Annotated in this window: 2 protein-coding genes; both read left to right on the forward strand. The window is 64.2% G+C overall.

Annotated elements, in window-relative coordinates; genetic code table 11:
• Complete coding sequence (locus GH681_RS00450; RefSeq protein WP_153159490.1) at positions 1–11,964, forward strand: hemagglutinin repeat-containing protein; 11,964 nt, start codon at positions 1–3, stop codon at positions 11,962–11,964.
• A 2-nt stretch (positions 11,965–11,966) separates the two neighbouring features.
• Positions 11,967–12,971, forward strand: coding sequence for a hypothetical protein (locus tag GH681_RS00455; protein ID WP_153159491.1), 1,005 nt, complete (start codon positions 11,967–11,969; stop codon positions 12,969–12,971).
• Positions 12,972–13,029: the final 58 nt, after the last annotated feature.

Here is a 13,029-nt window from a genome sequence, read left to right on the forward strand (position 1 = left end):
ATGAACCGACTGTGTTTCCGCCTCGTCTTCAACTCCACCCGCGGCATCCCGATGGCTGTCGCCGAAAACGCCCGCAGCCATCCGAAGGGCAGTACCCCTGGACGCAGCGCATCGCCCGGCCGCTCCGTGCGCGCGCCCTGCCAGACGCACCTTCGGGCCCTCAGCGCCGGGGTCATGCTCATCACCGGGAGCCTGCTATGGCCCGCCCAGGTCAGCGCGCAGATCGTCGCCGATGGCCGCGCTCCCGGCAGCCAACGCCCGACCATCCTGACCGCCCCGAACGGCGTCCCCCTCGTCAACATCCAGACCCCCAGCGCTGCCGGCGTATCGCGCAACACCTACAGCCAGTTCGACGTCCCTGCTGCCGGCACCATCCTCAACAACGCCCGCAACAGCGCCACCACCCGCCTCGGCGGACTCGTGCAAGGCAACCCCTGGCTCGCCACCGGCACAGCAAGGGTCATCCTCAACGAAGTCAATGCCGCCAACCCCAGCCAGCTGCTCGGCTACCTCGAAGTCGGAGGCGCCCGTGCGGAAGTCATCATCGCCAACCCGGCCGGAATCCTCTGCAATGGCTGCGGCTTCATCAACGCGAGCCGCGCCACCCTCACCACGGGCAGGCCAGTCGTCACCGACGGCCGCCTCGATGGCTACCGCGTCGGCACGGGTACGCTCGTCGTCGATGGCCTCGGGCTCGACGCGCGGGACACCGATTTCACCCAGCTCATCGCGCGGGCAATCCGGCTGAATGCCGGCGTGTGGGCACCGGATCTGCAAGCCATAACCGGTGCCGCCGACGTCACAGCAGACGGCAGCACCGCGACACCACGCCTCCCGGCCGGCTCGGCACCGGCGTTCGCCCTCGACGTCGCAGTACTGGGCGGCATGTACGCCGGCAAGATTCACCTCATCGGCACCGAAGCTGGCGTAGGCTTCCGCAACACCGGCCAGATCGGAGCTTCAGCCGGAGAAGTGCGCATCGACCAGCGTGGCTGGATCGACAACAGCGGGCAGATCGACAGCGCCACCCGGCTGACCATCACCACGCCCGAAACCCTCAGCAGCAGCGGGGCGCTGCGCGTCGGCACTGACGCCGTACTGAGCGGCCACGCAGGGCTCAGCCTTGATGGCAGCGCCGTTGCCGGTGGCGACCTCAGTCTGTCTGCCAGCGCCCCTGGCGCGCGTCTGACCAGCGGCGCCGACGCCTGGCTTGTCGCCGGCCACGGCACCACGGGCGGCACGCTCAGCCTCAGCGCCGCCGGCCCCCTGGCGGCGCACGGCACCCTTATCGGTGGCGCCGCCATCGACACAAGCGCTGCCAGTCTCGACCACTCGACAGCCCGATTCACTGCGCCAGCCGTTCAGCTGCGCGCCACCCAGGGCGACCTGAATCTCTCGGCAAGCCGGCTCCACACCGATGGCCGCCTCACCGCCAGTACGCCTGGGCTGCTTCGCAGCGCAACTGCCAACATTTCTGCCGGCCAGCTCGCGCTGGCAGCCCACGACCTCGACAACACAGGTGGCGTACTCCTCCATCTGGGCACGGACCCGCTGCAGCTCGTATTTGCCGGCACCTTCAACAACAACAGCGGACGCCTTGCCAGCAACGCCGTCGCGATCAATCTCGGCGCTGCCACGCTGTTCAATCGAGGCGGGCAGATCGAACACCGGGGCTACGGCACCCTCAGCCTCCGCGCCGACACTTTCAGCGGCAGCGACGGGCAACTCGTTACCCAGGGCCAGCTCGACCTCACCGCACGCCATCTCGACCTCGATCGCGCCCAGACCCAGGCCACGCATCTCACGATCACCGCCGCCGAGTTCAGCCACCGCCAGGGCACCCTCCTCCAGACCGGCACTGCGCCGGCCTCACTCACCGTCAGCGGCCAGTTCCACAACCAGGACGGCCACATCGGCACCAACGCCGACCTCGCCCTCACCGTCGGCAGCCTGAACAACGACGGTGGTCGCCTTGAGGCACAGCACGGCAGCCTCAGCCTTGGCGCTGACCTCATCAGCAACACCCGCGGTCAGCTCTACGCCACGGACGACCTTCGCATCACCGCAGGCACATTCACCAATCGCGACGGCAGCGCCTACGCCATGCGCGACGTGACCATCACGCTCGCGGATGGCCTCGAGAACAGCGGCTCGCTCGCTGCCGCCCGTCATCTGGGCGTCAGCGCGGCATGGATCGACACCAGCCCCGGCAGCCACCTCGCCGCTGGCCTGCAGCCCGACGGCCGACTTGAGGGCGACGGTGCGCTCACTCTCCAAGCCCGCTCAGCCCTCGCCGCCCACGGCCAGAACCTTGCCGCGGGCGCGCTCAGCATCGCCGCAAGCAGTCTCGACCTCTCCGGCAGCACAACCCGTGCCCGCAACCTCACCCTCGGCGCCAACCTGCTCGACGCCCACGCAGCCAGCCTCGTGGCCAACGGACAACTGCAAGCGCAGATCGGCGGCCACCTCGACAGCCGAGACGCCCACCTGAGCGCCGACCACCTCGACCTGAGCGCGGCCAGCCTCGACAACCGTGGCGGCGCCCTCATCAGCAGCGGCACCCGCGCCGCACGCCTGCAAGTACACGACGAACTCATCAACCGCGGCGGGCATATCGTCAGCAATGCCGACCTCACCCTCAATGCAGCCACCCTCGACAACCGGGGCGGCAGCATCGTTGCCACGCAAGGCGCCCAACTCGCCGTCCGCATCGCCGGCTTGCTGGACAACACCGCCGGGCTCATTGCCGGCAACCACGGCCTCACCCTTGGCGCCGCCCGCCTCGCCAACGCTGGCGGGCAGATCGAAGCCGCCACGGGTTCCGCCCATCTCAGCACCGACTTCTTCGACAACGCCAGTGGCCGCCTCTTTGCCGCCACCAACTTCACCCTGCTGGGCGGCGAGCTGTCAAATGGCAGCGGCAGCCTCTACGCCGGACGCGACGCCACCCTGGCCCTTTCCGGCGCGCTCCTGCACGACGGGGTGATCGCCGCCGCCCGCCACCTGGATGTCAGCGCCGCACGGATCAACGCCAGCTCCGGCAGTCTTGTCGCCGCCGGCATGCAAATCGACGGCCACCTTGCCGACGCCGGCTCGCTCAACGTGCAGGCCAGCTCAGCCATCACTGCCCACGGCCAGCACCTCGCCGCAGGCGCCCTTTCCCTCAGCGCACCCGCTCTCGACCTCGGCAGCAGCCTCAACGCCGCCGATGCCATCCGCCTTGCGGCCGACACGCTAAGCCTGTCCGGCGCCAACGTGCGTGCCGAAACCACCCTCAACGCCCAAGCCGGCGACCTCCTCGACACCCGAGCCGCCCATGTCAGCGCAGCTGAACTCAGCCTTCATGCCCGGCGCCTCGACAACACCGGTGGCGACTTGCGCCAGACCGGCAGTGGTGCCCTGCACATCGCACTCCCCGGCGCCCTCACCAACACCGGCGGGCAAATCCACAGCAACGCCGACAACCTGCACCTCAGCGCTGCCGGCATGGACAACCGCAACGGCTTCATCGGCCATGCCGGCAGCGGCACGCTGACAATCGACACCACCAACTTCACCGGCAGCGGCGGTCAGATCATCAGCAACGGCCACCTGAACCTGAGCACCCAGCGCCTTGTGCTCGACAACGCCACCTCCCAGGCCGACACCTGGCACATCAGCGCCAACACCCTTGACCACCTGCACGGCAAACTGCTGCAGACCGGCAGTGGTACGAGCACCCTGAGCGTCGCCGCACAGTTCGACAACAACGCCGGCCGCATCTCCAGCAATGGAGGTCTCGCAATTGCTGCCGGCCAACTGGACAACCTGGGTGGCACCCTCCTCGCCACCCTCGACCTCAACCTCCAGGCTGCCAACCTCAACAACCCGGACGGCACCCTGTACGCTGGCCGCAACGTCACCCTCGCTGTCGCCGACACCCTCACCCACGGCGGCGTGCTCGGCGCGGGGCGCGACCTCGGCATCACCGCCGGCACCGTCGCTGCGGGCGCCGGCAGCCTCCTGGCCGCCGGCCTGCAGGCGGACGGACACCTCGCCGGCAACGGCAGCCTCTCGCTCAACACCCAGCGCCAGCTCGACGCCCATGGCCGCCAGCTCGCCGCCGGCAGCCTCATGTTCGACGCAGCCCAGCTCGAGCTTTCCGCCAGCCAGAGCGCCGCCGCCTCCATCCAGCTCACCGCACGCAGTGGCGATCTCCGCGCAACCGGTGCCGACATCAGCGCGAGCAACCGGCTACAAACCCAGGTTGCCGGCCTCCTCGACACCCGCCTGGCCCATCTCAATGCCGCCGCCCTCACGCTGCGCGCTTCCGCCCTCGACAACACCGATGGCGAGATCGTACAAACCGGCAGCAGTGATCAGCACCTCGAACTACCCGGCACCCTCGTCAATACCCGTGGCCGCATCGCCAGCAACGGCAACGCCTTGAGCCTTGCCGCAGCCACCCTCGACAACACGGCCGGGCGTATCGAGCACGCCGGCGCCGGCCAGCTGAGCATCCGCGCCACCACCCTTCGCGGCGACGGCGGCCAGATCGCCAGCACCGGCAACCTCGATCTCGTCGCCCATCGCGTCGAGCTTGCCGGCGCCTCCACCCAGGCCGTCGGCCTGGCCCTCAGCGCAGACAGCCTGAACAACCAGGGTGGCACCCTCTGGCAGACCGGCACCAGCACAGCGCAGATCACCGTCGCCGGCCTCCTCGACAACCGCAACGGTCAGATCGCCGGCAACGGCGCAGTCAAGCTCGCTGCCAACGTTGTCGACAACCGCCACGGCGAGATTGCCAGCATTCAGGCCCTCACCGCTGCAGCCGTCCGCCAGTTCGACAACCGCGACGGCGGACGCGTCCACGGCGGCCATGACAGCCTGATCACCACCTCCGTGCTTGCCAACACCAATGGTGAAATCACTGCCGGCAGCCGGCTGGACGTCACCGCAACCACCCTCGGCAACGCCTCCGGCCTCATCGCAGCCGGCACCGATCTGAACCTGACCGGCGCCGAGATGGACAACCGCAGCGGATCCCTCGCAGCCATCGCGGGTGGCCTCACACTCACCGCCAGCGGGCTCACCACCAACGTTGGCGGGCACATCGCAGCCGCCCGGAGACTCACCCTCGCCAGCGGCGAACTCGACAACACCGGCGGCACGCTCGTCGCCAGCAGCGCCACCGTAACCAGCCGTGGCCCCCTTGCCAACCGCGACGGACACATCGTCGCCTCCGGCAGCCAGGACGCCGGCACCCTTGCCATCACCAGCGGCCCCCTCGACAACCAGGGAGGTCTGATCCAGGCCAGCGGTCACCTGCTCATCGACACCCGCGGCGCCGATCTCGTCAATCGCGCGACCCGCACAACCGGCGGCATCCTCGGTGGCTCCGACGTTGTGCTCCGCAGCGGTCTTCTCGACAACCAGGCCGGCTACATTGGCGCCGGCCGCCTTGAAGTCCTCGCCGACAAAATCGACAACACCATTGGTGGCACCGTTGCCAGCCTCGGCGTCACCACCGTCACGGCAACGGCGCTGCACAATGCCGACGGGCGTATCCACAGCGCAGGCGATCTCAGTCTCACGGTCGTCAGCAGCATCGACAACGCCCGCGGCGCGATCCAATCCACCCAACACGCCCAGCTCAGCGCCGCCGCAATACTGAACAACAACACGCGGGGCGCCGGCCTGGGCATTCAGGGCCGCACCGTCGAGCTCGTCACGCCACGGCTCGACAATCGCGACGGCCTGCTCGCCGCCGATGACAGCCTGCGCGTCACCAGCACCGGTCACATCGACAACACCCGCGGCCTTTTGAGCGCCCTCGGCAGCGTCGTGCTCCACGACCCTAACCCGCGGCCAACCCTCGCAATCATCAACAGCGGTGGCGAACTCCTCGCCGGCCGGCAACTCTCGATCTCCGCCGCAACACTCGGTGGCGACGGACGCCTGCTCAGCTGGGGTGATCTCGACCTGCAACTCGCTGGCGATTTCGGCAACAACGGTGAAATTCGCGCCAACGGCAACGCCAGGGTTGCGCTTTCGGGCACCTTCACCAACGGCGCCAGCCTCGCCGCTGGCGGCCACCTCGACGTACAGGTCGCAGCCCTCGATAACCGGGCCACTGGCGAAATGCAGGCCGGCTCGGCACTCCTCGCCAGCTCCACCCTGGTGAACCGCGGCCTCATCGATGCCAGCGACGCGCGCCTCGAAAGCGCCCTCCTTGACAACCTAGGTAGTGGCCGCATCTACGGAGACCACCTGGCAATCCAGGCCGCCACCCTCACCAACGCCGCAGAAGACGGCAGCGCGCCGGTGATCGCCGCGCGGAAGCGCCTCGACATGGGCATCGGCAATCTCATCAACAGCGAGCACGGACTGTTATTCAGCGCCGGCGACCTGGTCATTGGCGGCGCTATCGACGCGACCAACCGCGTCAGCGGCCAGGCCAGCAGCGTGATCAACCGCAGCGCAACCATCGAAGCCCTCAGCAACCTCACCCTCGCCGCAGAGCGCATCGAGAATCTGGACACGCACTTTGCCACCGAGGTGGTTCGCACCTCGGTCACGCCGCATCGGGAGTTCTCGTTCAAGGGCCAACCGGAGCGCTATGACGTGTCGGAAGTCCATTTCACCTACAGGCACGCTGACGACGGGGTGCGAACCCTTGTGCTGAATGAGCCGTACGACGACGGTCGTCAGACTTCAGGCGAGTCATTCACTGAATACGCCTTTACCCGTACCGTGGACGAGACACGCCTGCTCGCCAGCGACCCGGCACGAATACTGGCCGGTGGCAATCTGCACGTCACCAGCGCAACGCTCACCAACGACATGAGCCAGATCGTCGCCGGCCGGCAACTCCGGCTTGAGCTCGCCACACTGGATAACCGCACGGCCACCGGCACGCGCACCATCACCGACATCGGGACCGCGATCAACATCAAGCGCGACAAAAAGGACGGACGAGACCGAGAAGAGGCAAAGTCTGCCGACTACATCCCCGCCCCGACCATCCAGACCTACGCGCTAGCCACCCCGGTCCTCGCCGAGAACGCCGAGGTAGCAGGAAGCGGAACCCACATCGCGCATCGCGCGGTCGACGCCGTCGCCACCACCGCAACCGGCAGCCAGGCAAGCACACCCACCCTCCGTGGTCCGGCGCTCATCGAAGTGCGCCGCACCATCGACGCCGGCACCCCAATCAGCGGCAACACCATTGGCACCGCAAGCGCCACCCCAGTCGCACGGGATACCGGCGCGGCCCTGGGGAGCCCGGACGTGGTCGTCCACACGCTGGCACAAGCCCACACGACAGACAGCCCCACGCACACCACAGCCCAAAACACCCCGGCGTCCCGTGATGCGGCTACCACAACCGAGAGCGCCGCCCCTAGCACCCCGGCAATCCCCACCGGCAAGACCATCGCCAGCGGCGAGCAGACCATGGTGCGGACCATCGCGCCATCCTTCACCTTACCCACCAGCAGCCTCTTCCGCCTCCACGCCGACAGCAGCGCCCGCTACCTCATCGAGACCGACCCGCGCTTCACCGATGCGCGCCTTTGGCTTAGCTCCGACTACCTCCTGGGCCAGCTCGCCAGCGACCCGAACGCAGTGCAGAAGCGCCTCGGCGACGGCTTTTACGAACAACGCCTCGTGCGCGAGCAGGTCGCCCAGCTCACCGGCCAGCGCTTCCTAGACGGCTACGCCGACGACGAGACCCAGTTTGCCGCGCTGATGACTGCCGGAGCCCGCTTCGCGCAAGCGTGGCAACTCCGCCCAGGCGTCGCCCTCAGTGCCGAGCAGATGGCAGCGCTCACCACCGACATCGTCTGGCTTGTGAGCACCCCCATCACGCTCGCCGACGGCAGCGTCACTCACGTGCTCGTACCTCAGGTCTATGCCGTCGTTCGCGATGGCGACATCGACGGCGCCGGGGGCCTGCTCTCTGGCGCCAGCCTCTCCCTCGCTGCGCAAGGCAACGTGACGAACAGCGGCACCCTCGCCGCGCGTGAGCGCCTGGACCTTACCGCCGACACCCTGCGTAATGCGGGCGGTCGTATCGTTGGCAACACAGTGGACGCCCGGGCGCTGGGCGATCTGGAGAACATCGGTGGCCGCATCGAAGCCTCGCGCGCGCTGACACTCCTCGCCGGACGCGATCTCACGGTGGCCAGCACCACTGCATCCACCCAATCCCGCCAGGGCAGCCGCACCGCCGTCGACCGGACCGCAACCGTCTATGTCGGGGGCGGCGAACTCACCCTCGAAGCCGGCCGTGATCTCCATCTCGACGCCAGCCAGCTCATCAACCTCGCCCCCACCGGGGCCGGCCCGGCGGGCACCACCACCCTCGTCGCTGGCCGCAATCTGGATCTCGGCACGCAGACCGAAAGCCGCCGTCAGGAGATCGTCTGGAACGCCCGAAACTATCGCCGAGACGGGGAGGACCGCGAAATCGGCTCCACGATCCACACCACCGGCGACCTGCACCTGCAAGCCGGCCAGGACATCACCGCCCGCGCCGCCCAGCTCACCAGCGATCAGGGCGCCCTGACGGTCACGGCCGGGCGCGACCTCACCCTCATGGCCGGCACCCAACGTCAGCTTCTCGATGAGGCCCACCAGTACAAACAACGCAGCCTGCTATCCAGCAAAACAATCACCACCCGCGATACGCTGGACAGCACCACAGCCCTCGCCAGCACCCTGAGCGGCGACACCACCGCCCTGTATGCCGGCCAGGACATCCGGGTCATGGGCAGCAATGTGGTGAGCACCCAACTTACAAGCTTGGGCGCCGGACGCGATCTGCGGATAGAAGCGAGCACCGAGGTACTCAACGAGAACCACATCCGCACCGAGAAGAATTCCGGCCTGTTTAGCGGCGGCGGTCTGGGCGTCACCCTTGGCACACAACGGCAACAAACCGATCACGACACCCAGAGCAAACGTGCAGCTGCGTCCACCATAGGGAGCACCGACGGCAACATCGCACTGTGGGCAGGGCGCAGCTATGCCCAGCATGGCAGCGACGTGCTTGCCACGAACGGCGATATCACCCTAGCCGCCCAGCGGATTGACATTCTCGAGGCCCGGGAAACCCAACGCAGCAAGACCGACACCCGCTTCACGCAAAGCGGCCTGACACTGGCGCTGAGCGGCCCGGTGATCAACGCCGTTCAGACTACATTGCAGATGAAGGATGCGAGCAGCCGCACCACGGACAGTCGCATGAAAGCACTAGCGGCCGCCAATGCCGGGATGTCGACCTATGACGCCGCGCAAGCCATCAACCAAGGGCAGGGTCAAACTATCGACGGCAAGCCCGGCCAGATCGTCACGGGCACCGACGACAAAGGCAACCCCACCACCCGCGACGCCAATGCCGCAGACAAAGTTGGTGGTTTATCCCTGACCCTGAGTGTCGGAGGAAGCCGCAGCCAGGGACAGGTCATCCAGACCGCCGAAAGCAGCCGCAGCAGTAACGTGTCAGCCGGTCACGATGTCCTCATCATGGCTTCCGGTAACGGGCCCCAGAGCACACTGACCATTCAGGGCAGCCGAGTGACAGCCGGAGCGAACTTAAACCTCGTTGCTGAGAATGCGATCCAGCTTCTCGCCGCCCGCAACACCGCTGATCAGCATTCAACCAATCACAGCAGCAGCGGTTCGATCGGCGTCACCGTCGGGAGCAACGGCATTGGGGTTACCGCAAGCGCAAGCGCCGCACGCGGCAAGGCCGACGGCGATGACGTCACTTATACCCTGAGCAATGTGGATGCAGGCCAGAAGCTCCTCCTCAACGCCGGTGGGGACCTTGGCATGAAAGGAGCACTCGCCACTGCAGGGCAGATTGAGGCTACCGTAGGCGGCCATCTTGTCATCGAAAGCGTGCAGGACACCAGCACATATCGAAGCCGCCAGCAAAGCCTGGGCGGTAGCGTCACCGTTGGTGCCGGCGGATCGGCTAGCGTGAATGCCAGCCAGAGCAAGATCGACAGCAACTTCGCCAGCGTGATCGAACAGAGCGGCCTGAAGGCCGGCGACGGCGGCTTCCAAGTTGCAGTGAGTGGCGACACCACGTTGAACGGAGGAGCCATTACCAGCTCCCAAAAGGCCGTAGAGCGTGAAGCCAATCGCTTCAGTACAACAGGCGCCCTCACCCTGAACGACATTCACAACCACGCCAGTTACCAAGCCACCAGCGTAGGCATCAACATCGGAACCAGCCAAGCGACCGACGGTATGTTCAAGCCGATGGGCAACAGTGCGGGGTTCGGGCAGTCCAGCGACAAATCGAGTAGCACCACACGGGCCGCGATCAGCGGGATCGCTGGCCAAAGCGAAGCACGCACGGGCGATGCCGAAACAGGCATCACCAGAATCTTCGATTACGGAAAGGTGCAGGAGGACATCAACGCCCAGGTACTCATCACTCAAACCTTTGGCGCGCAAGCCAGTAAGGCTATCGGCGACTACGCCAATAAGGAGATCGAGGCCGCAGAGCAGCTTAGGGCAGATGCCGAAGTCGAAACAGATCCACAGCGCAAGCGGGAGTTTGAGTACGAAGCCCTGAAAATTGAACAAGAATGGGGAGATAGCGGAACCCAACGTTTGCTGGCTCACACCCTTGTCGGCGGACTTACCGGTGGCTTATCCGGCGCCGCAGGTAGCGCAGCAGGAACACTGTCCGCCCCTATCGTTGCAGATACGCTGAAAGACGCAGGTCTTAAGGGCCCGCTCGCCGACACCATTACCGCAACGTTCAGCACCGCAGCCGGCATTGCTGTAGGTGGCTCCGCCGGCGCTGCGGGGGCATTCAACGAAGTCGCGAACAATTACCTTTCGCATCAAGAGAACGAAGCTCGCTACAAAGCCAGAAAAGCCTGTGTCACGAACAATGACGTTGACGCTTGCCTCAGAACGGTAGAGCTCAATGAGCTCGACAAGCAGCGTAACGCGGACTTCCACTCAGCCTGCGACGGTCCATTGAGAAACACGCCGACGTGCGCCGCAATGACACGTAACCTGTACGCTATGATGTACACCTACTCCTTGCCTGACGCCCGCAAAGCCGCCGCAGCGGACAAGACTGGTGATTTGACATGGGACCACAAGGAAGAACTTCAAAGTGACCTTGCACTGATCAAGACGGCTCACCCCGATGTGCGAACCAGCACTGAGGACAAAGTCCAATCACCAAAAACGCCTGAATATGACGCAGACCCTTATGGCGTTGTCGACAAACGCAACAAGAAAGATGCCTACCTCGTACTAAAATTCGGCACAGAAGCCTTAGCCATAGCAAATACGCGTGACGGCGACAAATACTGGTTCACTAAGAACGGCGCACGCAACGGAATGGACAATCAGTCAAACTATGCGGTGGCTCTGATGATGACCCACGTCGATGCGGCGGAAAGGATCAAACAAGCAAAAGAGAATCCAGAGGGTGCTTATATTCCAGTTGACCGCTACACGCTGTCCTACGCGCCGACGCAAGGTTTCATTGCAGATGTATGGAGTGCCTTCCTGACCAAGCTGAGTGTCGAGTCCGACTCGGTTCTCGGTCTACGCAGTCAGCTTGAGTTCATCCAGGAGAGTGGGCAGCAGGTGAATTGGGTCACCCATAGCCGTGGCGGGGCCGAGTTCGTGCAAGCAGCCTCGGGTTCGACTTTGGAGCATCTAAGCAATAACACCGTCGTGTTTCATGCGGGCGCAAACACCCAGTTGGTGACTGACTGGGTGATGGATAGCAAGAAAATCGGCAACTTTATCGACAAGAGTAATCGCTATCGCGATTCCCCAAACGATCTCGTGCCACAGATCATTGGCTTACGCGCCCTGTCGTCACCATTGAATCTGATACCCGCACTACTGAGCGCTCTGTGCCTATCGGACGTTATTTGCAGCATTGAACAAAGTCCGCACACCCTGCCGTACCAGTGGTCCAGCTTAAAGAAAGAGTAACAATGTTGATAAAACTGCCACGCAAATCTCTGATCTTTTCGCTATGCGCCCTGAGCGGCTTTTCGTCATTTCACGTCGCCGCGATGGACTCGGAAGCGCGGGAGCGTTTGAATCGATTCAAAGCAGAGGAAAAAGCGATCTACGCTCACATGAAGCGTTACGGCATCAACCGGAATAACATGGCCGCCATGCGCCGATTAGAAGAAACGACCCCACCTTACTCCTACCCGCACGTGAGCATCGCCTCTGAAAAGGTTTTGAATTCAGGCGAGCATTATCGTATCGAGATTGACGAGTTCATTCTGACCATGAAAGTTCCAAGTGAGCCGGCCGTTCCGGGAAACTGGATCTGGCCTTATACCGACACTCGAACGCCCGATCCAGCGATGGAAAGACTAATCGAGAATGAGCAGGGAAAATTGAAAGTAGCGGATCTCGGATGGCACATGTGTCGAAGCATCTTCCCACCAGGGCTTTTCGGTGGGTGCGAAACGGCCGGCATGGTAATCACGTATCAAGTCCTCACAAAAGAAAACATAAACAATCTTTCCACACCCGAAAGAATGCGCAAGGTTTTTAGTGAAGTTCAAAAAAGACGAATCCCAACTCAAGAGGATATCGAAGTCTCAGCTCATAAGAGTTTGATTGACAACAGGCGTGGCTATCGAATTGTGCTTCAACCTGATTCGATAACCATTAACGGCAGAATTTGGATTCACCAAGCAATGAATGAGGCTTACAGTCAGTTTTATGTGTACACAACCATTCTTCGCCCAGATCGAATGCTGGTAGTTAGTTTCGGCTTGCCCACCTACGATTACAACGCAAACCCGAACCCATCAACCCATCCCGCAGCCATCAAGCGCTCTTACGCACTGTTGGAGGAACTGATCGCGTCCCTCCGGGTAGCAAAAATCAATGATGACGGCGCCCCTGATCCATTCGTGATCGAACGGGTAGAGCCTGCACCATTACCTATTCGGGAGCCAATGCCCGTCGCTCAATAAGCCTTGGTCAACCCCATCGGTTAGCCTTTCGTCAGCCATGCTCGTCAACGCTACTCCC

The organism is Zoogloea sp. 1C4 (assembly GCF_009469605.1).
Taxonomy (GTDB): domain Bacteria; phylum Pseudomonadota; class Gammaproteobacteria; order Burkholderiales; family Rhodocyclaceae; genus Zoogloea; species Zoogloea oryzae.